The organism is Microbacterium sp. NPDC058389 (assembly GCF_042722305.1).
In the GTDB taxonomy this organism is placed as follows: domain Bacteria; phylum Actinomycetota; class Actinomycetes; order Actinomycetales; family Microbacteriaceae; genus Microbacterium.
Genome location: NZ_JBHXJQ010000005.1, coordinates 50,528 through 72,882, shown reverse-complemented (window position 1 = coordinate 72,882; position 22,355 = coordinate 50,528). Strand labels below are relative to the sequence as shown.

14 protein-coding genes are annotated in these 22,355 nt (G+C 70.7%); 4 read left to right on the top strand and 10 right to left on the bottom strand.

Features of this window, described 5'->3' with window-relative positions; genetic code table 11:
* Positions 1 to 50: 50 nt before the first annotated feature.
* The 3 genes from ACFWJ8_RS08820 to ACFWJ8_RS08810 form a co-directional block, all read right to left on the bottom strand.
* Entirely contained in the window at positions 51 to 6,104 is a 6,054-nt protein-coding gene (locus ACFWJ8_RS08820; RefSeq protein ID WP_378810696.1) for an Ig-like domain-containing protein, read from the bottom strand.
* A gap of 235 nt (positions 6,105 to 6,339) precedes the next feature.
* Positions 6,340 to 8,745, bottom strand: a complete 2,406-nt coding sequence (locus ACFWJ8_RS08815; RefSeq protein ID WP_378810695.1) for an ATP-binding cassette domain-containing protein — start codon at positions 8,743 to 8,745, stop codon at positions 6,340 to 6,342.
* A 163-nt stretch (positions 8,746 to 8,908) separates the two neighbouring features.
* Entirely contained in the window at positions 8,909 to 11,137 is a 2,229-nt protein-coding gene (locus tag ACFWJ8_RS08810) for an LLM class flavin-dependent oxidoreductase (protein ID WP_378810693.1), read from the bottom strand.
* A gap of 95 nt (positions 11,138 to 11,232) precedes the next feature.
* Here ACFWJ8_RS08810 and ACFWJ8_RS08805 point away from each other — a divergent pair, with 95 nt between their 5' ends.
* On the top strand, positions 11,233 to 12,084 hold the full coding sequence (locus ACFWJ8_RS08805; RefSeq protein ID WP_378810692.1) for a glycosyltransferase family 2 protein: 852 nt from the start codon (positions 11,233 to 11,235) through the stop codon (positions 12,082 to 12,084).
* On the opposite strand, the gene ACFWJ8_RS08800 is transcribed toward ACFWJ8_RS08805, so the two are convergent.
* From ACFWJ8_RS08800 to ACFWJ8_RS08775, 6 genes are all read right to left on the bottom strand, one after another.
* Complete coding sequence (locus ACFWJ8_RS08800; protein ID WP_378810691.1) at positions 12,071 to 12,997, bottom strand: alpha/beta fold hydrolase; 927 nt, start codon at positions 12,995 to 12,997, stop codon at positions 12,071 to 12,073. The two genes, ACFWJ8_RS08805 and ACFWJ8_RS08800, sit on opposite strands and share 14 nt — an antisense overlap.
* Positions 12,998 to 13,006: 9 nt before the next feature.
* Positions 13,007 to 13,654 (bottom strand): hypothetical protein, encoded by a 648-nt coding sequence (locus tag ACFWJ8_RS08795; protein WP_378810690.1) that lies wholly within the window; start codon positions 13,652 to 13,654, stop codon positions 13,007 to 13,009.
* On the bottom strand, positions 13,651 to 14,127 hold the full coding sequence (locus ACFWJ8_RS08790; RefSeq protein ID WP_378810689.1) for a hypothetical protein: 477 nt from the start codon (positions 14,125 to 14,127) through the stop codon (positions 13,651 to 13,653). The genes ACFWJ8_RS08795 and ACFWJ8_RS08790 overlap by 4 nt, the downstream gene beginning before the upstream one ends.
* Positions 14,117 to 15,706 carry a putative T7SS-secreted protein gene (locus tag ACFWJ8_RS08785; protein WP_378810687.1) on the bottom strand — a complete coding sequence of 530 codons (1,590 nt, stop codon included), beginning with the start codon at positions 15,704 to 15,706 and terminating at the stop codon, positions 14,117 to 14,119. The genes ACFWJ8_RS08790 and ACFWJ8_RS08785 overlap by 11 nt, the downstream gene beginning before the upstream one ends.
* Before the next feature lie 3 nt (positions 15,707 to 15,709).
* Positions 15,710 to 15,976 carry a hypothetical protein gene (locus ACFWJ8_RS08780; protein WP_378810686.1) on the bottom strand — a complete coding sequence of 89 codons (267 nt, stop codon included), beginning with the start codon at positions 15,974 to 15,976 and terminating at the stop codon, positions 15,710 to 15,712.
* 139 nt (positions 15,977 to 16,115) lie between these two features.
* Positions 16,116 to 16,682 (bottom strand): DNA-3-methyladenine glycosylase I, encoded by a 567-nt coding sequence (locus ACFWJ8_RS08775; RefSeq protein ID WP_378810946.1) that lies wholly within the window; start codon positions 16,680 to 16,682, stop codon positions 16,116 to 16,118.
* Positions 16,683 to 16,822: 140 nt separating this feature from the next.
* Between ACFWJ8_RS08775 and ACFWJ8_RS08770 the strand changes: the two genes are divergently transcribed.
* Positions 16,823 to 17,227 carry a glucose-6-phosphate dehydrogenase gene (locus ACFWJ8_RS08770; RefSeq protein ID WP_378810684.1) on the top strand — a complete coding sequence of 135 codons (405 nt, stop codon included), beginning with the start codon at positions 16,823 to 16,825 and terminating at the stop codon, positions 17,225 to 17,227.
* 242 nt (positions 17,228 to 17,469) lie between these two features.
* Here the strand turns inward: ACFWJ8_RS08770 and ACFWJ8_RS08765 are convergent, their stop codons facing one another.
* Positions 17,470 to 19,575, bottom strand: coding sequence for an acyl-CoA dehydrogenase (locus ACFWJ8_RS08765; RefSeq protein WP_378810682.1), 2,106 nt, complete (start codon positions 19,573 to 19,575; stop codon positions 17,470 to 17,472).
* A 302-nt stretch (positions 19,576 to 19,877) separates the two neighbouring features.
* Here ACFWJ8_RS08765 and ACFWJ8_RS08760 point away from each other — a divergent pair, with 302 nt between their 5' ends.
* Together ACFWJ8_RS08760 and ACFWJ8_RS08755 are read left to right on the top strand one after the other, a co-directional pair.
* Entirely contained in the window at positions 19,878 to 21,356 is a 1,479-nt protein-coding gene (locus tag ACFWJ8_RS08760; protein ID WP_378810680.1) for an APC family permease, read from the top strand.
* Positions 21,353 to 22,246: a universal stress protein gene (locus ACFWJ8_RS08755; protein WP_378810679.1), complete on the top strand. Its 894-nt coding sequence runs from the start codon at positions 21,353 to 21,355 to the stop codon at positions 22,244 to 22,246. Before ACFWJ8_RS08760 ends, ACFWJ8_RS08755 begins: the two co-directional genes overlap by 4 nt.
* Positions 22,247 to 22,355 lie beyond the last annotated feature (109 nt).

Sequence of the window (22,355 nt, the reverse complement as noted above, 5' to 3'; positions counted from 1 at the left end):
AGTCTCGTTCTCTCGTTGCGTCGTGTCGTGTTCGGAAGAGGGATGCCGCACTAAGGCCAGACGTAGGACTCGGACATGCCCCAGCCTTGGATGTCGGCGGCCACGGTGTGCCCCTGGTAGCCGTACCAGCAGCTCAGGTCGAAGCTCCCGTTGGCCGGCACGGTGTACGTGTTGTACGACGTGCCCGGCATGAGGCGGCCGTCCTCGAAGCACCCGATCCTGTAGGTGCCGGCGGGGAAGTTCTCCACGTGGACCTGGAAGTAGTAGCACTGGACGGTGCATCCGCTCTTGGCCGCGCCTCGGCTGACCCACGCTCGAGCCTTCGGCTTGGCGACCGTGGTCGCCGAGTCTGCCGGCGAGACGGAGCTCCACTGGCCGGCCGCATCCTGGGCGCGTGCCTCGATGCGGTGCGTCTCGCTGTAGCCGTAGTTGCCCGTCGTGCCGCCGTTGTTCGCGACGTTCTGCCAGCCGCCGCCGTCGATCCGGATCTGCATCTGGGTGATCGCACGGCCGTTCTCAGCCGGAGCCGTCCACTCGTACACGATGCTCGTCCCGCTGGTCTTCGCGGTCGCAGACGGAGTCTTCACCGGACCGTACGGCGTCGCGGCGTTCGACGCGGCAGACGCGGCGCCGTCGTACCGGACAGCATCCATCGACGTGTACGCGCGGAGCGTGACGTTGTAGCTCTTCCCGTTGGTCAGACCGGCGATCGTGCTGCCGTTGAAGGCCTGCCACGAGTTCCCGCCGTCGACCGAGTACTGGTACTGCAGTTCAGACCCGCTCGCGCCGTTTCCATCGCCTGCCGTGTAGGTCACGTGGACGAGGTTGTCGCCGCTCGGTGTCGTGGCTCGCACGTCGGTGGGGGCGTCGGGCGCGACGAACGCGCGACGCGCTGCAGAGGCCGCGCTCCAGTCGCCCCACCCGGCCTTGTTCTGTGCGCGCACCTGGAACGTGTAGTCCGTCGTCGAGGTCGCGAGATTGATGACCTGGCGCAACGAGCCCGCGGGCACGTCGAGCGTGTTCGTGACGGTGTTCCCCTGCAGCACCTGCACCTGGTACGCCGAGATCGCCGCGCCATTCGTCGTCGGCTGCGCCCACAGCACTTCCAGCTGCGCCTGGTCGCCCACCGGCGTGAGCCGGTTCGTCGTCGGCGCCGCCGGAGGCTCCGGCGCCTTGGCCGGCACCTCTTCGAGTGACCACGGGCTCCAGCTCGAGGGCTCCGGGGCCAGGTTCACCGCCTGCACCTGGACCTGGTACGACATGCCGTTCTCCAGCCCGGTCCACACCGTCGAGTTGCCGGTCACGCCCTTCTTGAGCGCGACCCCCGACAGCGGCGCCGGCGAGATCTGCAGGTTGAAGGATTGGACGGGCGACCCCGGGGTGGGCGGCGTCACCCACGTCACGGTCAGGCTCGCGTCGCCGAACGTCAGCGTCGGCGCCTGAGGCGTGTCGGGGCGCGCATCGGGGCGTGCCTCGGCAGAGGGCGCGGAGGGGTCCGAGTCTCCGACGCGGTTCGTGGCGACCACCGTGAAGTTGTACTTCACATTGTTGGTCAGCCCGTCCAGCGTGCAGGTCGTCGACGTGCAGCTCTTGGTGTACTTCGCGGTCGTCGACGTCACGGTGTAGCCGGTGATCTCGGCGCCGTTGTCGGCGGGCGGCGTCCACGACAGCACGACGGTGCGGTCCTGCACGCTCGACACGATCGGCGTGCCCGGCGTCGCAGGGCGTCCCTGCACGGTGAGGCGGATGCGACCTTCGACCTCGCGGTCGACGTCGGCGGTGGCGTCCTGGATCCGGTACCGGACCACCATCGTGCCGAAGAAGTCCTCGTTGGGCGTCACCTCGACCCTGTCACCCGAGACCTTCACATTGCCGTCGCCGGTGTCGAGCGAGGCCGTCGTGATCTTGAGCGGCTTGCCGTCCTTCTCGAACGGGTTGAAGTCGTTGTCGAGGACCGCGACGGACTGGGTCTTGCCCTGGTGCGCCTCGTCGATCACGTCGTCGTTCGCGGTCGCGAGCGGACGGGTGGATGCCGTCACGTTGACCGTCACCGAGCCGTCGATGGGCTCCGTCACACCGTCGGTGATCTTGAGCTTGATCGTCGCCGCGGTGCCCTTCTTGGTGTCGGCCGCGGCGCTCACGCGCAGCTCGCCCTTCTCGATCGAGGCGGTCATGCCCGCAGGCGAGCCGCCGACGATCTCGTACTTCATGCCCGCCAGATCGTCCTTGTCGGGGTCGGTGGTGAGCGACTTCAGGTCGAGACCGGTCGGTTCCTCGCCGGGCGCGACCTCCATCGCGCCGTTCGCGAACGACGGCTGCTGGTTGTCGGGCGGAAGCACCAGGACGGGCAGCGTCAACGTCGCCTCACGCCCCTCGGGGTCGTCGGGGCCGCTGCCGTCGGTGACCTCGAACGTGATCGCATCGTCGCCGAAGTAGCCGGCCGCAGAGGTGTAGACGAGGGTCTTGGCGTCCTTGATGAGACTCGATCCGTCGTTGTGGACGGCTGCCACCTTCGCGGCCTCGGTGATGATGACATCGCCGCCGCCGGCGGCGCGGACGTGCTCGGCGAGCGGGATCTCGATCGTCTCGCCGCTCTTGACCTCGATCGGCTCGACGGTCGTCAGGACGGGCGGCAGCGACGACAGGCCCGGCACGTGGATGAAGGCGGAGGCCGCGTTGCCGTCCTCGTCCGTCAGCGTGTACTGGATGAGCTGCGGCGCGTCGGTGAGCGTGACGCGAACCTTGCCGCCCTTCACGACGCGGGCCGTGGCGTCGTTCACGGTCACCTGCAGCGCCTCGATGGTCCCGTCGGGATCCTCGTCGTTCGCGAGGACGTCGACGTCGGTCACGCCGTCCTCGACGTCGGGGGCGCGCACGTAGTCGTCGCGGGCGACCGGCGGCAGCAGGGGCACGTCCTCGGCCACGGTGATCTGCAGCACGGCCGTCGCCTTGGCGCCGCGGGCGTCCTTGATGGAGTACTGCAGCGAGGTCTCGACGGGCTTGCCGGGCGCGGTCACGACGACGCGGTCGCCCTGGACCTTCGCCGTCACGCCGACGCCCTCCGGCAGCACGAGCGCGTTGGCGATGAGGCCGAAACGGTCGCCGTCGGGGTCGGAGTCGTTCGCCAGCACCGGCACGGCGACGGTGCGCCCGGGGCGCATGACGATGGTGTCCTTCACCGCGTACGGCGCCTGGTTCGCGGCCTCGGGCGGGGCGATGCCGACGCTGATCGTCGCCGTCGCCTCGGCACCCAGCCGGTCGCGCACGCGGTACGTGAAGCCGTCGACGCCCGACGTGTCGCCGAACGCCTCGTACACGAGGTAGTCCGAGCCGGTCTCGACGATGCGCCCCTTCTTCGGGGGCGAGTCGATGCCGACGAGCTCGACCGAATCGCCGTCGGCGTCGATGCCGTCCAGCGGCACCGCGATGCGGACCCGGCTGCCCGTCAGCACGCGGGAAGTGATGTCGCGCGGACGCGGCGCGGCGTTCGTCTCGAGGTTCACCGGCACGACCTGGATCGTGATGTAGCCGGCATCCTTCTGCCCGGTGCTGTCGACGACCTCGTACGTGGCGTAGACGGTGCCCGGCTCGTCCGACGCACGGAATCGCACGGTGTCCTGCGACACAAAAGCCTCGCCGTCCTCGGGCTCGGGCAGAGGCTCGACGAGGTCGGGGGCGACGTGGATCGTGTCGCCGTTCGGGTGGTAGTCGTTGTCGAGCACCGGGATGGTCACGACGTCGCCGGCACGCACGACCGCCTGGTCGTCGTTCGCGACGGGCGGGCGCAGCTGCGCGGGCGCCGGCACCGGGATCACGATGACGTCCGCTTCGGCCTGCTGCGAGCCGTTCGAGATGCGGTACGTGATGCGCACCTGCTCGGACAGCGCCGCCTGGTCGGTGATGCGCAGCGTCTCATGGTTGAGCACCGCGACGCCGATGCCCGAGTTGGACTCAGCCGTCACGGACTGCACGACGAGGATGCCGCCGTTCGGGTCGCTGTCGTTCTGCAGCACGTCGACGAGCACTTCGCCGCCGGCCGGCAGCAGTGCGATGTCCCGCACGGCGACCGGGGGCAGGTCGGTCTCGGATTCCTCGATGACGTCGACGCGCACGAGCCCGGGGACCGGGTCGACCCCCGCCGCCACGAGGTACTGCACGTAGTACGTACCGGGGGTGTCGGAGTTGAACGTGAAGGTCTTGTTCGGGTAGTCCGGGTTGATCGTGGCTCCCGCGACCTCGTCGACGCGGGCGAGGCGCAGCGGCTCACGCGTGGAGCTGACGTCGTTCTGCAACGGCGAGACCGTCGCCGTCTTGCCGACGCGGACGACGACGTAGTCGGCGTTCGTGACGGGGATGGTGGAGCCGATCGGCTTGACGTCGAAGCGCACCGGACCCGTGCCGTCGTCATCGCCGTCCGAGACGACGACCGGCACCTCCTTGCGGCCCTGCGTGCCGCCGACCGCGCGGAACGTGATGCGGCCGTCCGACGTGAAGTCGGACTCGTCGCCGTCGGAGGCGTACGCCGACTTCAGGAAGACGTCGTCGCCGTCGGGGTCGTACCAGTCCGGCAGCACGTTGTAGGTGACCGTGCCGCCCGCCTCGACCGCGACAGTCGTGGTGCGCTTGGCCTTGGGTGCCTCGTTGACGTCCCAGCCGTGGACGGTGAGCGAGACCGTCGCAGTGTCGGTGCCGCCGCGGCCGTCGGTGATCTCGTAGGTGAACTTCGTGGAGCCGGCCGCCTCGTCGGGCACCGAGATCTGCAGCGCGCGCCCGTTGTCGACCTGCTGGATCTCGCCGAACGACGGCCCGTCGCCGGTGACGCGCGCGGTCAGGATGTCGCCGTCGGGGTCGCTGTCGTTGTCGAGGACGGCGAGCATCGTGGTGCGCCCCGGGCGCACGCCGAAGTCGTCGTCCGTCGCCGTCGGCGGGGTGTTGATCTCCGAACGCTTGGGCAGCGTCGTCTCGGTGGTGTCCTCGGTGGTCTGCTCGTCGTCCTCGGAGTCGCCCTCGGGGGGCGTGATCTCGTCCCAGTTGTCGACCCGCTGAAGATCGTCGACGGCCATCCAGGTCGCGCCGCTCACGACGTCGTTGAGCACGACGATGTCGCGGTTCACTCGGAAGGTCAGCACCGATGTGGGCTCGATGCCCTCGACGTCGCTCTTCAGGTCGTCGGCGTCGCCGGTGCAGTCGCGCACGAATCGTCCCGAGCCGCTCCAGGCCGCGTACGTGCAGCCGTCGAGGTACACGGGCGCGGCGGGAGTGCCCTCACGGCCGGCATCCGTCGTCTTCGGCTTCGAGCCGTCGAACGGCACGCGCACCAGTCCGCTGCTCGTGGCGACGGCGACCGCGTCGGCGGCCGCGGACGCCTGCTGCAGCTGGGTCGCCTCGGGCACCTTCACCTGCGTGCCGTCGGCGAACACGGTGCCGCTGTCGGAGTCCAGCACCACCGGCTGGTCGCCGACCACGGTGATCGAGGCCTTGGCGTCCTTCTTCAGCCCGTCGAGCGCGCGCGACTCGGGGTCGCCCGGCTCGCCCTCGGCGTCGGTGCGCACGACGACGATCTCGCCCTTGTCGGGCGAGACCGCGTACACGGTGCCGTCGAGGCCGACCGCCACGGCCGCACCCTTGCCGAGTTCGACGACAGGGTCTTCGCCCTTGATCTTGAGGGAGCCGCCCGCGGGTGCCACCCACAGTCCGCCCTTCGCGGGGTCGAGCACTGCGACGGTCTGGCCACCGAGGGCCACGACAGCCGAACCCGGCAGGTCTGCGGGCTCGGCGAGGGCGACGTTCGCCGGGTCGACCGTCGACACGGTCGAGTTCTCGGCGTCGACCATCAGCACCGTGGCGCCGGACTGCAGGATGTCGTAGTCCTGGCTCGGCGTGCGCAGCGCGCCGTCGAGCACCTCGGACTCGTGGTTGAAGTGACCGACCAGCAGGCTGGACTGCTTGGTCACCCACACACCGCCGTCGTGCAGATCGACCTCGGTCGTCGGCAGGCCGTCGTAGACGAACGCGAGGGTGGTGATGGCGACCGCGGCCGCGCTGACGACACCGGCGGAAGCCAGTGTGCGCGGGCGCGCGCGCAACCACGCGAAAGACCTCATGGAACGTCAGCCTCCTGGGGACGGCGGCATCGTCGTCCGTGCGGTGCGAGCTGACGTGGGGCGTCGGCTGCACACACCGAAGACGGGGGATCCGCTTCAGAATACCCGTTCGATCAGGGAACCTGTGACGCGAGCATGGGGACAATCACCCATCCTCCGACCGGCTCCGCGCCGGTCGGAGGCGGGCTCGGGAACCGGTCGAAGGACGATCTCAGGAACCGGTCGTAGGACGACCTCAGGAACCGGCCGCTGAGCCTGTCGAAGCGCCCACGTACTCCCGCAGGTGCTTCGCGGTGAGGGTGCCGGCACCGGCGACCAGGTCGGCGGGCGTGCCTTCGAACACGATCGATCCGCCGTCGTGGCCGGCGCCCGGTCCGATGTCGATGATCCAGTCGGCGTGCGCCATGACGGCCTGGTGGTGCTCGATCACGATGACGCTGTTGCCGGCCTCGACGAGGCGGTCCAGCATCCCGAGCAGGTTGTCGACGTCGGCGAGGTGCAGGCCCGTGGTGGGCTCGTCGAGCACGTAGATCGCGCCCTTCTTCGCCATCGAGATCGCCAGCTTGAGGCGCTGCCGCTCGCCGCCGGAGAGCGTGTTGAGCGCCTGGCCCAGCGTCAGGTAGCCGAGCCCCACGTCGATCATGCGCGCGAGCGTCGTGTGGGCGGGTCCCTTCGTGAAGAACGTGGATGCCTCGTCCGCCGACATCGCTAGCACCTCGGCGATGTTCTTGCCGTCCAGCGTGTACTCCAGCACCTCGTCGCTGAAACCCGACCCCTCGCACAGCTCGCACAGGGTCTCGACGCTCTGGGTGAAGCCGAGGTTGGTGATGATGACGCCGAGGCCGCGGCACGCGGGGCACGCACCCTCGGAGTTGGCGCTGAAGAGCGCGGGCTTCACGCCGTTCGCCTTCGCGAACGCCGACCGGATCGTGTCGAGCAGGCCGGTGTAGGTCGCCGGGCTGGAGCGCCGGTTGCCCTTGATCGGCGACTGGTCCACGACCACGACGTCGTCGAAGCCGGGCACGTTGCCGTGGATGAGCGAGGACTTGCCCGACCCAGCCACTCCGGTCACGACGGTGAGGATGCCGAGCGGCACGTCGACGTCGACCTTCTTGAGGTTGTGCTGGGTGGCGCCGCGGATCTCGAGCGCGCCCTTCGCGGCGCGCGTCGCCTCCTTGAGCCTCGCGCGGTCGTCCAGATGGCGCCCGGTGAGGGTGCCCGAGGCGCGCAGGCCCGCGACGTCGCCCTCGTACTGCACCTCGCCGCCGGCGCGGCCGGCGCCCGGCCCCAGATCGACGACGTGATCGGCGATCTCGATGACCTCGGGCTTGTGCTCGACGACGAGCACCGTGTTGCCCTTGTCGCGCAGCTGCTCGAGCAGATCGTTCATGCGCTGGATGTCGTGCGGGTGCAGACCCGCCGTCGGCTCGTCGAACACGTAGGTGATGTCGGTGAGCGCCGATCCGAGGTGCCGGATCATCTTGGTGCGCTGCGCCTCCCCGCCCGACAGCGTGCCCGACGCGCGATCCAGCGACAGGTACCCGAGCCCGACCTCGACGAACGAGGCGATCGTCTGGCGCAGCCCGACCATGAGCGGCGCGACCGCGGGATCGTCCACCGTGTCGAGCCAGTCCGCGAGGTCGGAGATCTGCATGGCCGCGGCATCCGCGATGCTCGTCCCGTTGATCTTGGAGGACCGCGCGCCCTCGTTGAGGCGCGTGCCGCCGCAGTCGGGGCACGGCATGAACTTGACCGCGCGCTCGACGAAGGCGCGGATGTGCGGCTGCAGCGCGTCGCGGTCCTTCTGGAGCATCGCCTTCGTGATCTTGGGGACGAGCCCCTCGTAGGTCATATTGATGTTCTGGATCTTGACCTTCGTCGGCTCCTTGTAGAGGAAGTCGGCCAGCTCCTGTTCGGTGTAGTCCTGGATCGGCTTGGCCGCGTCCACGAATCCGGACTCGGTGAAACCGCGCACCATCCAGCCGTCGGCGTTGTACCCCGGCACCTGGATCGCGCCGTCGGCGAGCGACTTGGTCTTGTCGTACAGCTCGTCGAGGTCGATGTCGCTCACCTCGCCGAGACCTTCACAGCGCGAGCACATGCCGCCGGTGATCTCGAACGAGCGGCGCTCCTTGATCTTCTTGCCGCCCTTCTCGAGCGTCACGGCGCCGGCGCCCGACACCGAGGGGATGTTGAACGAGAACGCCTGCGGCGATCCGACGTGCGGCTGTCCGATGCGGCTGAACAGCAGGCGGAGCATCGCGTGCGCGTCGGTCGCGGTGCCGACCGTGGAGCGCGCGTTGGCGCCCATGCGCTCCTGGTCGACGATGATCGCGGGGCTCACGTTCTCGAGCGCGTCGACGTCGGGCCGGTTCAGCTGACCCATGAACTGCTGCACGAAGGTCGGGTAGGTCTCGTTGATGAGCCGCTGCGACTCGTTGGCGATCGTCGCGAACACGAGCGACGACTTGCCCGAGCCGCTCACCCCGGTGAACACGCTCAGCCGGCGCTTGGGGATGTCGACGGACACGTCCTTCAGGTTGTTCTCACGCGCCCCGACGACGCGGATGACCTCGTGGGAGTCGGCGATGTGGGGCGCGGCGCTGCCATCCCCGCCCGGTTGATGAGCCTGTCGAATCATGCGCCCCAGTCTGCCCGGCAACCCGGACATCCCGCTTCCTCAATCCTGCTCGATCGGGCCATTCCGAGGTTTGGGGCGCAGAAGCCCCCTTGGGGCGCGCTTCTCGCGCCCCAAGGGAGCACACGCGCCCCAAACCCGAGAGAGGGACACGACCCGCAACGGGTCAGGCGGGGTCGACGGCGAAGTTGTCGCGGAACACCGCGTCGGGGTCGTACGTCGCCTTCACCGTGCGCAGGCGTTCCAGTGTCGCGGGCGGGAAGGCCTCGGCGATGCGCTCGGGGCGCTCGGACGAGTCGAAGCTCAGGTACATGCCCTGCGTGTGCGCCGCCAGCGAGCGCCACGCCGCGTCCAGCCGGGCGGGATCGCCGCCGAGGGCGGCGACCGAGAAGTTCGAGGACCGGTGCGCGTAGGCCGTCGCATCCTCGGCCACGTCGGCGACGGCCCCGCCGACCGCGCGCAGCTGGAAGAACGGCACGGCACCGGTGCGCAGCATCCCGTCGACCGCTTCGGCGAACGCGGGCGTGACGTGTTCGACGAGCGCCGAGCGCGAGTGGGGCTCGCCCGCGCCGTGCTGCGGACCGAGGTCGGCGTTCGCCATGACCTGCGCGTACGTCGTGAGCTGCACCTGCTGCTGAACGAGCGGCGCGAGCTCGGCGAACGGCTGCAGGCGCGCGATGATCGTGTCGGGGTCATCGGAGTCGACGAGTCCGTACAGCTGCACGATCTGTGGCTGCCCCGGACGCGGGGCGCCGGTGAGCAGGAACATCGTGAGGTCGCGCGGCGCCGCCTCGACGATGCGTCCGTAGCCCTCCAGGAACGCGGGCAGGTCGTCGACCTGGAACGCGAGCTGCGCGTGGCCGAGCTGCCCCACCTCGTCGACCTCGAACTCGAATGCCGTGACGATGCCGACGTTGGCGCCCGCGCCGCGGATCGCCCAGAAGAGCTCGGGGCGGGTGGAGGCGTCGGTGCGCACGATCGAGCCGTCGGCGAGCACCACCTCGGCCGCGCGCAGGTGGTCGATGGTCAGGCCGTGCTCACGCGCGAGCAGGCCGATGCCGCCGGCGGTCGCGAGGCCGCCGACGCCCACCCCGCCGTAGTCGCCGGACGACAGCGCCCAGCCGTGCTCGCCGAGGGCGGCGGCGACCTGCGTCCACCGGGCGCCCGGGCCGATGCGCACGAGGCGCCGGCCGGCGTCGAGCACCTCGATCGCGTTCAGCAGCCGCAGGTCGATGACGATGCCGCCGTCGTTGGTGCTGCGGCCGCTGATGCCGTGCCCGCCGCTGCGCACCGACAGCGGGATCGAGGGATGCCGTCGGGCGAACCCGATCGCCTCCCCGACCTGCGCCGCCGTGGCCGGCTGCAGGACGATCCCGGGGGCGCCGCCGCGCATGTAGGTGGAGCGGACGTCGCCGTAGTCGAAGTCGCCGGGCTCGATGGCGCGCAGCCCCGCAGGCACGTCGTCGTACGCGATGCCGTCGCGGCGCGCGGCGAGCGCGGCCGACGACCGCGCCGGGGCGACGGAGACACCGCCGGCGCTCCGCTCGGCGGCCACGAGCTCGCGCACCGCGGGCGCGACCTCTTCGCCGTAGAACCGCAGCAGGTTCGGGTCGTCGCCGGCGAGGATGAACGTGCTGATGCCGTCTTCGAGCGCGAGCCGGGCGAGACGCTCGGCGAACTCGTGCGGGTCTGCGGCCAGCTGCCCGATGTTCAGCAGCCGGCGGATCTCACGCGGGTCGCGGCCGGCCGCGGCGGCCGCCTCGTCGATGGCCGCGTTGCCGCGGGAGAGATCGCCCGGCTTCATGTAGCCGAGCGACGGCAGCCAGCCGTCGCCCTTGCGGCCGGTGAGTGCGAGCATGCGCGGCTTGTACGCGCCGATCAGGATCGGCACCTCGTGCGCCGGGCGCGGGCCGCGCTTGGCGCCGTGCACGCGGTGGAAGCGGCCGTCGGTGAAGACACCGCCGCGCTCGTCGGTGCGCCAGAGCTCCCGCATGACGTCGATGGCCTCGCCCAGTGCGGTGACGGACTCGCCCGCGGTCAGGCGCCCACCGCCCATCGCCTCGATGGCGTCCCAGAAGCCGCCGGCGCCGAGACCGAGCTCGAAGCGGCCGCCCGACAGCAGGTCGAGGCTCGCCGCCGAGCGGGCGACGACCGCCGGCGGACGCAGCGGCACGTTCAGCACGTTGGGCGCGATGCGGATCGTGTCGGTGCGGGCCGCCACGAACGACATGAGGGTCCACGTGTCGAGGAACGCGGGCTGGTACGGGTGGTCCTGGAAGGTGACGAGATCGAGACCGGATGCCTCGGCCACCTGCGACAGCAGCACCGGCGCGTCGGGTGCCGCGGCCGAGGGGGTGATGAACGCGCCGAATTCGACCGCGTGTCCGTAGTCCATGTAGAGCCTCCGCGGACGCCAACCGGCGGCATCCACTGTTCATTCCATCGCATGCTTCTCCCTCGCGCCGCCCGGCATGCGTAGGCTGACGCTCGATGGCCACTGTGAGCGTCGTGATCCCGTCGCTGAACGACGCCGAGATGCTGCGGCACTGCCTGGCAGCACTGGCCGCCCAGACACGTGCGCCCGACGAGATCATCGTGGTCGACAACGGATCCGATGACGACACCGCCGAGGTCGCGCGTGCCGCGGGGGCGCGGGTCGTGGCGGAACCGGTCCGCGGCGTGCTGCGCGCGACCGCCGCCGGGTTCGACGCCGCGACGGGCGAGGTCGTCGGGCGGCTCGACGCCGATTCGCGGCCCGCCCAGGACTGGGCGGCACGGATCGACCGGCGATTCAGCGCCGACCCGACCCTCACCGCCCTCACCGGCACCGGGACGTTCTACGGCGGCAGCCGCTTCTGGCGCTTCATCGGGCACCACGTGTACCTCGGCGGGTACCTGTTCGTGTTCCGGGCGGTCATCGGGCACGTCCCGCTGTTCGGCTCGAACTTCGCGATGCGACGCGACGCCTGGGTCGGCATCCGCTCCCGCGTGCACCTCGACGACCCGCACGCGCACGACGACCTCGACATCAGCCTCGTGCTGCCGCCTGATGCCGGCATCGAGTTCGACCCGCGGCTGCACGTGCAGGTGTCGGCGCGGCCGTTCGAGAGCTGGGCGGGATTCGGGCGGCGCGCGTCGTGGGCGTTCCACATCGTCGGCGTCAACCTGCGGGAGGTGCCGTGGCTGCGCCGGGTATGGCGCTGCGCGCAGGGCCGGCGGGATCGACGCCGACGGCAGCGCGAGCTGGGGCTGCGGCATCCGCACCGTCCTGGTCCGCTGCGGCGGCGTCGGGCGCCGCAGGCAGTCGCGGACGAGGAGACCCGCCCGGTCAACCCCGCATGAGGTCGCGCATCGCCTCGGTGAGCTGGTGCGGCGCCGTCTCGCACGGACTGTGGCCGGTGGGCAGCACGAGCAGGCGCGCCCCGATCCGCTCGGCGAACGCCCGATGCGCCGACGTGCGCCACACGTCGCCCGTCCCGGTCGCGACGAGGATCGGGATGCCGGCGGCCCGCAGTTCGCGCGACAGCTCCGGCGTGCGCTGCATGAGCGCCATGATGTCGGCCACGCTCGACGCGCGCGTGAGCTCGAAGCGCGCCGTCACGAAGACGGCCCGCTCCCGCGGCGCGCGGTGCACGTTGTGCCGCAGCGCCGCGATGAACGGCCGCCCGAGCGCGCGTCCGGGCACGACGTAGCTGAAGGGCCCCAGCACCTTGAACCCGCGCAGCGCCCGGCCTGCCAGCGGCGGCGCCGACAGCAGGGTCAGGCTCGCGAAGAGCTCGGGATGACGGGATGCCGCCACCTCCGCCACCGTGCCGGCGAACGAGTACCCCAGCACGTGCGCCGGCACCGCCCCCGCACGGAGCACCGCGAGCAGGTCGTCCACGAACAGGTCCAGCGTGTAGCGCCGCTGCGGCGGATCGAGGTTCTCGGGCCCCGCGGGCGCCGACTCGAACTGCCCGGCGAGGTCGAAGGACTCGACCCGGAAGCCGGCTGCCGCGAACAGCGGCATCATGAGAGTGAAATCCTCTTTCGAGCCGGTCATGCCCGGCACGAGCACGACTCGCGGTCCCTCGGCCGGTCCCAGCGCGACGCGGGCGAGCAGGCCGCTCGGCGCATCGACCGCGTCGCGTGCCGCGCCCTCGGGGAGCACGCTCCAGTCGATCGGGACCAGCGCGGCATCGAGAGCCGCCGCGCGCGCCATGCGCTCCGCAGCCGGCGCGAGCGGTGCCGGGCCGTCGTCGGCGGGCGCGCTCACGACGGCATCCTAGGCGCGTGCCGCCGGGGCGCCGAACGACGCGGCGAGGGCGATCGAATCGAAGAAGCTCAGCATCGCGTTGCGCAGTTCGCCCAGCGGTGTCGCGAAGCTCGCGAGCACCACCTGCTTCGACCCGGGCACGGCGTACCAGTAGTCGGCCTCCAGGCGGGTCGCGGTCACGGCGACACCGTCCTCCTCCACCGTCTCCTGGTACTCGCGGTCGGTCCGCAGCACGCTCGCGCGCGGCCCGTCCAGGCGGCGGGCCGTGTCGGCGACGCCGACCGCCGACGTCGCCAGCCCCTCGCGCAGCACCGACAGGACGGCATCCGCGCTCGTCCCCACGGCGGGGGTCATCCGCAGCCGCTTCGGAGCGTGGACCGTGAGGGATGCCGGCGTCCAGACCCCCGGCGCGGCCTCGAGGCACAGGAACAGAGCGTGCGCCTCGGCCTCCCGCGCGGCGGAGACGGCCCGGTCGAAGGACTCGCGCAGGCGACGCCGCGCGATCGCCGCGTCGTCGGCCGCGCCCACCAGATCGCGGACGGTCGCGTCGATCTGCGCGCGCGCCTGCCGCTCGTCGCGAGGATCGACGGTCAGCCACCGCCCGGGCAGCTGGAAGGTCAGCCGCGGCGGCGCGGCCTCCGCCTGCCGGCCACTCACTCGCCGTCCGCGATCGCGCGCATCTGCGCGGGCGACAGCGTGATCGAGTACGGGTTGTCGTCGTCGAGGCCGAGGGCCGAGTACACCTCGGGGGTCACCGTCAGCTCGGCTCGCTGCGCGTCGAACTCGTCCTCGTAGTCGCTGAGCTGCCCAGGCACGAATGCGAGCGTGACCTCGTGACGCGAGCCCACCGGGTCGGCGACGAACACCGGTGCGGCGGAGCGGACGGCGCCGGCGATGCCGGCATCGCTGGAGTCCTCGAGGTACAGCGTGACCACGAGCTGGGTCTCCCACGGGAAGTTCGAGTGGGTGACGGCGACGGTGGCGTCGTTCACGCCGTCGACCGCAGACAGCTGCGCCTCCAGATCGGTCACGTCGGGGTTGCCCGCGCATCCGGCGAGCGCCAGGGCACTCACGGCGACCAGTGCGATCACCGCCGGGATGCGGAGCCGTCCGCCCCGGTCACGAGCCACGCGAGTACTGCGCAACGTACACCTCCTCATAGCCGCTGTCGCCTTCGCCCGCGAAGAAGATCTCGTCGCCCGGTCGCGGCTCGGGCAGGTAGTGCTCGGCCTGCTCACCGTACATGCCGGCGTCGTGCATCGGCCAGACGAGCGGGCGGTACTCCTGCCAGTCGGCGTCGAAGACGGCGAGGCGGTCCACCGGATCGAGGCCGACGAACTCCAGCGTGTGCACCGGATCGATGCCGTTCTTGATCTGCGTGACGCGCACGCCGTCCGGCATGTCGCTGTAGTGCTTGTCGATCGCCGACCCCGCGACGAACACCGACTCCACGCGATCCGAGACACGCGGATCGGTCGCGAGCTCGCCGGCCATCATGCCGCCCAGCGACCACCCCGTGAACATGATCGGGGCGTCGCTCTCGAAGACGCCCGCGTCGGTCATCGCCTGCCACACGGCCTCCTCGTACTGCGTCCGCATCTCGGGGAAGAGCGACAGCATGAGGTCGGTGCGCAGGTCGTTCATCGCGCCGTCGGTGTTGAACGGGCCCCAGTTCTGCGTGCTCGGGGTCTGCACCCGCCACGACACGATGTTGCCGGCCTCGTCGTGCACCGCGACCACGCGGATCTCGGTGAGCGAGTCCTTGCCGAAACGGTCCTGCTGCGCGAGCTGCTGCATCAGCCCCTGATAGTCCCGCGCCTCGGCGGCCTCGTCCGTCTTCTGGGTCACGCTCTTGCGCAGCTGCGGCGAGCCGACCTGCTCGGCGACGGCCAGCGCGACGATCAGGCCGGCGAGCACGACACCGAGCACGAGCAGCCCGATCGCACCGAAGGCGGTGAACACGATGCCGATGAGGGCGGCCGCGATCACCACCATGAGCAGCACCACCAAAGACGACACGAGGGCGCTCAGCGCCTGCCCGAGCCAGTCGAGCACCGGCGCGAGCACCGTGCCGAGCCAATCCCCCACCGCCGACAGCACGTCGCCGACCCCGCCCCAGAACTGGTCCCAGTTGTCGCCCCACGAGTCGGCGCCGTGCTCGATGGCGGTCTCGATCTCGCGGATCGCACGGTCGGCGGCATCCCGGATCCGGTCCCGCGCGTCGTACAGCGCGGTACGCGCACTGTCGACGTGCGCATTGGCGGTGGCGATGTCGTCGTAGGCCGCCCAGCGCTCCTCCTTGAGGGAGGTCGTCGGCTCGCCCTTCGCCTCGGCGAGGGTGATCGCGTTGTCGAGGTCGTCGATGCCGCCCTCGAGCCGGTACGCGCGGTCCTGGTAGTAGTCGGCGTCCTCGATGGCTGCGCGCGCCTTGTCCTGGATGGGGCCCAGCTCGACGGCGAAGGTCGTGAGAGCGGTCGCGGTGCCGCCGTACCGGCGGTGCGCACGGCGGAGGCCGCGGGCCGCCTCGTCGGCGCTGTCGCGCAGCGCATCGGTGGCCTGCGAGACCTGACCGTCGACGATGTCGCGCAGCGCCTCGGCGGCCTTCTCGATCGCGGACGCCGTCACCTGCAGTCGGCGCGCTCGCCGTTCGAGCTCATCGGGCTCGCCCGCGAAGACGTCCTCGAAGTCGATCGCCAGTCCGGAGGCCACGTGTCAGCCCATCTCTTCGTCGAGTTCGGTGAGGCTCTCGGCGATCGCCTCGAGCCAGTCGCCGACGGCCACGAGCTGCTCTTCGAGCTTGCCCCGGTTGTGGTCCCAGTTGCCGGCGAAGTCGCGCACTCGGCCTGCGAGGCGGGAGTCGCCCGTGAGGTCGGCGAGGTCCTCCCCCACCCGGTCGGCGCTGCGGAAGGTGTCGAGGGCGCCGTCCACGCGCGACTGCGCCGTCTCGAGCGCGGTCAGGTCGACGTCGATATCGGCCACGATCACCCCTTTCGTCTCGAGGCGAGCCTAGGGGAAGCCGCGCGCATCGCCGATGGGGACAGTTCCCCATGTGGGCCCCACCCGGGCCGGCGTCAGGGGATCTCCAACACCGCCGTCGCGCCGACGGGTCAACGCTCGGTCACACGGTGCGCCAGCATCCGTCGACGTGATCGTCGACCATGCCGGCCGACTGCATGAGCGCGTACATCGTGGTCGGGCCGACGAACCGGAACCCGCGCTTGCGCAGCGCCTTGCTCATCGCGTCCGACGCCGGCGTCGTGGCCGGCACGTCGGCGAACGTCGACGGACGACGATGGGATGCCGGCGCGAACGACCACATGAACGCGTCGAGCTCGCCCGGCTCGAGTCCCTGCACGAGACGCGCGTTCGAGATCGTCGCCTCGATCTTGGCGCGGTTGCGGATGATGCCGGCATCCGTCATCAGACGCTCGACGTCGTCGGGCCCGAACGCGGCGACGGCGTCGGGGTCGAAGCCGGCGAACACCTCGCGGAACCGCGGACGCTTGCGCAGGATCGTGATCCACGACAGCCCCGCCTGAAAGCCCTCGAGACTCAGCTTCTCGAACAGCGCGCGGTCGCCGTGCAGCGCCACCCCCCACTCCTCGTCGTGGTAGCGCGCGTACTCGGGATCGTCGCCGACCCACGCGCAGCGCGCGCGGCCATCGGCTCCGGTGCGGACATCCATGCTCACCGCGCCAGCCTAGGGTCGGGCTCCGACGCCGGGGCGTTAAGCCGAGTGTCACCGGGCCGATTCCCGGATGCCGCGCGCGTCGCTTACCTTGGAATGTCGGGCTGTTCACGCCCGCAGGGCTGGGAGGCAGGACCATGAAGATCGTCGCGTCGGCGGATTGGCGGGATGCCGTCCCGTTCGAGAACCCCGTTCTGGTGGCCGACGTGGTCCCGGGGGAACCGACGCGGTGCTTCGCGTGCGGCCCCGACTCGGAGCTGCTGCCCCGCACCGAGCTGTGGGCGTACAAGCATCGCCACCCCAAGAACCACGACGGCTACGTGCGCTTCTACTGCGCGTTCCATGTGCCGGAGGCCCCGCCGCAGCCCCAGCCCGCGGCTGCGGCTCCTGCGGCCCGCGCGAAGGCGTCGCGTCCCGCGGCCGTGCCGCGCGTCTCGATGAAGCCGGTCATCCCGGAGCGCGTGCGCACGATGTGCCCGAACTGCTTCGTCGAGGTCTCGGCGACCGGCGAGTGCGGCATGTGCGGTTGGTCGGAGAACTGACCTGAGCCGAGTGGATGCCGCGACCCGCGGCATCCTTGTGTCCGCCGTTTCCGGGCAAAGAGAAGGGGACCGCGTTCCCGATTCGCGGTCCCCTGGAAGACGCTCCCGACGCACGAAGCCCGTATGCGCAGTCGGGTGAAGGCTGCCTTCATATGGGATATGTCCGTCCCGAGACGATCTGGGACACCCCGGAAGTCATCGTTACCTTTTCGTGACTTTTGGGGTGTCCCAGGCTCGTCAGGTCACTTCTTCTTCAGCGACTTCTCCGACACGGGTGCCTCTCCCGACGCGGCGAGCGCGCGGTAGTACTCGCGGGCCTCGTCCTGGCGCTTGCGCTCGACGCCCGACGCGATGGGGGCGCGCACGTGCTCCGGCGCGAAGCCGTAGGCGTCGACGAGGTCCTGCGCGTGCGGGCGGAGGCGGGCCGCCAGGCGGTCGATGTACCGCGAGACCGACGCCGCACGCTGCGTCGACAGGCGCCCGTTGATGAGGTACCAGGCCAGGTGCTTCTCGATGAGGTGCAGGCCGAACAGGTCGCGCAGCCAGGTCAGCACGTGGACGGTGCCCTCGTCCGAGACCCGGTGGATGCCGTCGGTGAACGCCTCCCACTGCAGCAGCTCGCCGTGCGCACGCGCGGCCTCGATGAGCTCGGCCTGATGGCTGTTGAACAGCGCCGCCGCCTCGGCGGGAGACAGCTTCGACGCCGGGCGCAGCGCGCCGGCCACGTCGGCCACCATCTGCTGCACACGACCGGCGAGCAGTTCGTGCTGCTGGTCCTCACGCAGGCCGAACTCCACCGAGCGTGCGGTCGAGCCGAAGTCGGTGACCGCCTGGCCGAGCTGACGGAGCCCCGCCCCGTGGAAGAGCTTGCCCGCGGTCTGCCCGACCGCGAATCGCGCGAGGGCCGCGGCATCCTTGCCCTTGAACTGCTTGGCGTAGTCCGCGAGCAGTCGCTTGCCCACCAGCTGCAGCAGGATGTTGTTGTCGCCCTCGAACGTGACATAGACGTCGAGGTCCTGGTGCAGGCCGACGAAGCGGTTCTCGGCGATGAAGCCCGAGCCGCCGCACGCCTCGCGCGCCTCCTGGATGGTCGACAGCGCGTTCCACGTGCTCAGCGGCTTGAGCGAGGCCGCGAGCGTCTCGAGGTCCTCGCGCTCCTCGGGGGTGTCGTTTCGTCCCGAGAACACGGCGTCGAACTTCTTCAGCAGCTCGTCGTTGGCGAAGAACTGCGCGTAGTTCTGGGCCAGGAGCGGCAGCAGCCGACGCTGGTGCTTGCCGTAGTCGAGCAGCACGACCTCGTCGGTGCCGGCGCCCGAGTCGAACTGGCGACGCTGGCCCGCGTAGGTGAGCGCGATGTACAGCGCGAGCGCGGTGCCCGTGGTCGCGGCGCCGTCGAGCGACACGCGGCCCTGCACGAGCGCACCGAGCATGGTGAAGAAGCGGCGTCCGGGGCTCGGGATGTCGGACGTGTACGAGCCGTCGGGGGCGACCTGGCCGTAGCGGTCGAGCAGGTTGAAGCGCGGCACGCGCACGTGGTCGAACGCGAGGCGACCGTTGTCGATGCCGTTGAGGCCGCCCTTGACGCCGTCGTCCTCGCTGGTGACGCCGTCGAGCATGCCGCCCTCGTCGTCGCGGATCGGCACGTAGAAGCAGTGCACGCCGTAGTTCACGCCGCCCGTGATGAGCTGCGCGAACACCGTCGCCGCCTTGCCGTGCAGCGCGGCGTTGCCGAGGTAGTCCTTCGTCGCCGCGCGGAACGGCGTGTGGATGACGAACTCCTCGGTGTCGGGGTCGTACGTCGCCGTCGTGCCGATGGCGGCGACATCCGAGCCGTGGCCGATCTCGGTCATGGCGAACGCGCCGGGGATCGACAGGTCGATGACGCCGGGCAGCCACTGGTCGTGGTGCTTCTTCGTGCCGAGCTGGTGGATGGCCGAGCCGAACAGGCCCCACTGCACGCCGGACTTGATCTGCAGGCTCGGGTCGGCGAGCACGAGCTCCATGAACCCGGCGAGGTTCGCGCCGTTGTTCTCGAGGCCGCCGTACTCCTTGGGGAAGGCGCGGCGCGACCCGCCATGCTCGACGAGCAGGTGCAGCTGGCTGAGCACGCGCTCGCGGTGCTCGGGCATCGGCTGCCCGTCGATGCGCCAGAAGGCGGGGTCCTTGATCATCTCGCGCGCCTCGCGGCGCGTGTCGGCCCACGTGCCGAGCAGCAGGTCGGTGACCGCGTTCACATCGATGCGCGGTTCGGAAGCCTCGGCCGCCGTGTGGGGCGCGGTCGGGGCCCCGCCGGCGGGCGTGTGCTTGTGGACGGCGGGCTTCTTGGAGCGGACGGCGGCGTCAGCCATGTCATCACCTCTCGAGACGAGGGACAGGGGGAAGGTCATTTCGACCGTAGAACTCCCACAAGCCACCTTCAAAGCCACTGGTGGTTTCGTACAAATGCGGCCGCCGACGTGTGCCCTCACCGTTGTACGGGGCGCACAGGCGGCCGTCGCCTGCATGCATCGCGCAGGAGTGGATGCCGCCATCCGGACTGTCTGGGATCCCGGACGCCCGTGCCGCGACGGGGGCTGTACGCGGGCCGGGGTGGACGCGAGACTTGGGCGACCCCGGGCATCGTGGTCCGGGCGACGGGTGGGAGTCAGCCATGGGCACAGTCGGCGCGCAGCTCTTTCGGCGCAAGCCCATCGTCGTGCAGCACAAGCACCACAAGGGCGAGGAGCTCGCCCGCAACCTCAGCACCTTCCAGCTGATGATGTTCGGCGTCGGCGCGACCGTCGGCACCGGCATCTTCTTCGTGCTGAGCGAATCGATCCCCAAAGCGGGGCCGGCCGTCATCATCTCGTTCGTGGTCGCCGCGATCTGCGCGGGGCTGTCGGCGCTCTGCTACGCGGAGCTCGCGGCGGCGATCCCGGTGAGCGGCTCGACCTACTCGTACACCTACCACGCCCTCGGCGAGGTCTGGGCGATCGTCATCGCCGGCTGCGTGCTGCTGGAGTACGGTGTCGCGGTGTCGGCGGTCGCGGTGGGCTGGAGCGGCTACTTCAACGAGCTGCTGCAGAACACGCTGGGATTCCGGCTGCCCGAGGCCCTGTCGGTGTCGTTCATCCCCGGCTCGGACGGCGCCGCCACCGGCGGGGTCATCAACCTCCCCGCCGTGGTGCTCGTCGGGCTGTGCTGTCTGCTGCTGATCCGAGGCGTCGCGGAGTCGGCGACGGTCAACACGATCATGGTGCTCATCAAGCTCGGCGTGCTGGCACTGTTCATCGTCCTCGGGCTCACGGCGTTCAACGCCGACCACTTCGAGGACTTCTTCCGCTTCGGAGCGGCCGGCATCAGCGCGGCGGCGGGCACCATCTTCTTCTCGTTCATCGGCCTCGACGCCGTCGCGACCGCGGGAGAGGAGGTGCGCAACCCGCAGAAGGCGCTGCCACGCGCGATCATCGGCGCGCTCATCATCGTCTCGACGGTCTACATCCTGGTGGCGATCGCAGGCCTCGCCGCCGAGCCGGTCGAGTTCTTCTCCACCGAGGAGGCCGGCGAGGCCGGCCTCGCGAAGATCCTGGAGAACGTGACGGGCACGCCGATCTGGGGAACGATCCTGGCGGCCGGCGCCGTCATCTCGATCTTCTCGGTGACGCTCGTCACGCTGTACGGCCAGACGCGCATCCTGTTCTCGATCTCGCGCGACGGGTTCGTGCCGCGTCGCTTCGTGCGCGTCAACGCCAAGACGCTGACGCCGATCTACAACACGGTCGTCGTGTCGGTGATCGTGGCGATCGTCGCCGGTTTCGTGCCGTCCGACTACCTGTGGGACACCGTGTCGATCGGCACCCTGATGGCCTTCATCGTGGTCGCCCTCGCGGTCATCGTGCTGCGTCGCACCAAGCCCGACCTGGAGAGGCCCTTCCGCGTGCCGCTCTACCCGGTGGTGCCGATCCTCACGATCGCCGCGTGCGTGTACATCCTGTCGGGCCTCGCCGCGGTCACGTGGGTGATCTTCGGCGTCTGGATCGCGATCGTCCTGGCCTACTACTGGTTCTACGGCCGCAGGCACGCGACGCTCAACGACTACACGTCCGACGAGCAGATCGCCGAGCCGATCCACCCCGAGGAGGAGCAGTGACGTACGTCGTCGGGTACGGTCCGCGCAACGACGACCGCAGCGCCCTCGAGCTCGCCTTCCAGTTCGCCCGCTCGCATCCCGAGACCGTCGTGGCGGTGTCGGTCGTCCCGCAGGGCTGGGGCACGCCGCTGGCAGGCGGCGTCGACCGCGAGTACGAGGAGTGGGCGGCGGGCGAGGGGCAGCGGAGCGCCGAGCTCGCCGTCGCGGACTTCTCGCATCACCCCGGACTCGACGCCGAGGCCGTGTGGATCACGGGGCGCTCCGTGCCCGCCGCGCTCATCGACGAGGCGACGGCTCGGGATGCCGCGCTCATCGTGGTGGGCTCGGCCGAAGAGGCCGAACCCGGACGGGTGCGCCTCACGTCCAAGACCGACCGCCTCGTCCACTCCTCGCCGCTGCCGGTCGCGATCGCCCCGCGCAACTATCGCACGACGAGCCGCGTCACGCGCGTGACCGTCGGCTTCCGCGACGATGACGCGAGCTGGTCGCTGCTGGACCGCGTCGCCGCGCTGGCGCGCGCCTCTGCGGCACGGATGCGGGTCGTCACGTTCCTCGTGAACCCGGCCCGCCGGCCGGTCACGACCGACATCAGCCACGCGCAGACCCAGGTCATCGACGTGTGGGCGGCGCAGGCCGTCGCCGCGCAGGCCGACGCCGTGGCGCACCTGCGCAGCCTGGGCTTCGCCGACGAGGAGGTCGAGCACGGCATCTCCGCCGCCCCCGACTGGGGCTCGGCGGTCGCGTCCGTCGGCTGGGCCGACGGCGACATCCTGGTCGTCGGGTCGTCGTCCACACACCGCCTGGCCCAGGTGTTCCTCGGCTCCAGCGCGTCCAAGATCCTGCGCAACGTCCCGGTGCCGGTCGTCGTGGTGCCGGGCGCCGGCGTCTAGACCAGAGAAGTGGGGGGGGGGGGCCCCGCGGCGGGCGGGCGGGAAAGGGGGGGGCCCCGGGGCGGGGGTGGACGCGAGGGGCCGCGGGCGCGGGGGGCGCCCGGGGCGG